Here is a 648-nt window from a genome sequence, read left to right as displayed (position 1 = left end):
GCGAGCTGGGTGAGGTAGGCTGCGATCTGGCGCGAGAATTTGCGCTTATCCATGAAAAGCTGGTGCGATCCATCGGCGGCGAGGATGGCGAAGCCGAGCGCCAGCGGCGTGTGCGGCACGTCGCCGCCACGGATGTTGAAGGCCCAGGCGATGGAGGAGGGGTCGGTCAGCACCGCATGGGTGGCGCCGTCCTTGGCGATCGCCGCCGCTAGCCGCGCCAGCTTGTCCTTGGCGAGCTCGCCGGCAAAGCCGATCGGGTGGAGCTCGACGGGAGCCACCGGCGCGTCGGGCTGATCCTTCCAGATGATGTCGATCGGGTTTTTGTCGAGCGGCACCAGTACGGCGCCGTTCTTGTCGACTGAGGCCTGCAGCGCCTTGACCTCGCTGATCGTGTGCAGCCATGGATCGAAGCCGAGCCGTGCGCCCTTGCCAAGATTGTCTTTCAGCCAGACAGCCGGCGGATTGTCGACCAGGCTTTCGATCGAAAAGACGTCGAGATCGACCTCGCTGCGCACCTGCAGCGTGTAGCGCCCGTCAACAAAGACGAAGGCGCGGTCGCGCAGGACGATGGCGACGCCGGCCGAGCCGCTGAAGCCGGTCAGCCATTTCAGCCGCGCCGAACGATCGGCGACATATTCGCCCTGATGC

The 648-nt window shown here is 65.4% G+C and carries 1 protein-coding gene; it reads right to left on the bottom strand.

Annotated features, from left to right (window positions below; all coding sequences use genetic code 11):
• Positions 1 to 648, bottom strand: a 648-nt coding sequence (locus EOA22_RS36025; protein WP_206521548.1) for an aminopeptidase P family N-terminal domain-containing protein, incomplete at both ends; no start/stop codon positions are given.

Origin of the sequence: Mesorhizobium sp. M7A.F.Ca.US.014.04.1.1 (assembly GCF_003998745.1) — a bacterium.
In the GTDB taxonomy this organism is placed as follows: domain Bacteria; phylum Pseudomonadota; class Alphaproteobacteria; order Rhizobiales; family Rhizobiaceae; genus Mesorhizobium; species Mesorhizobium ciceri.
This window is presented reverse-complemented; position numbering and strand designations above follow the sequence as displayed.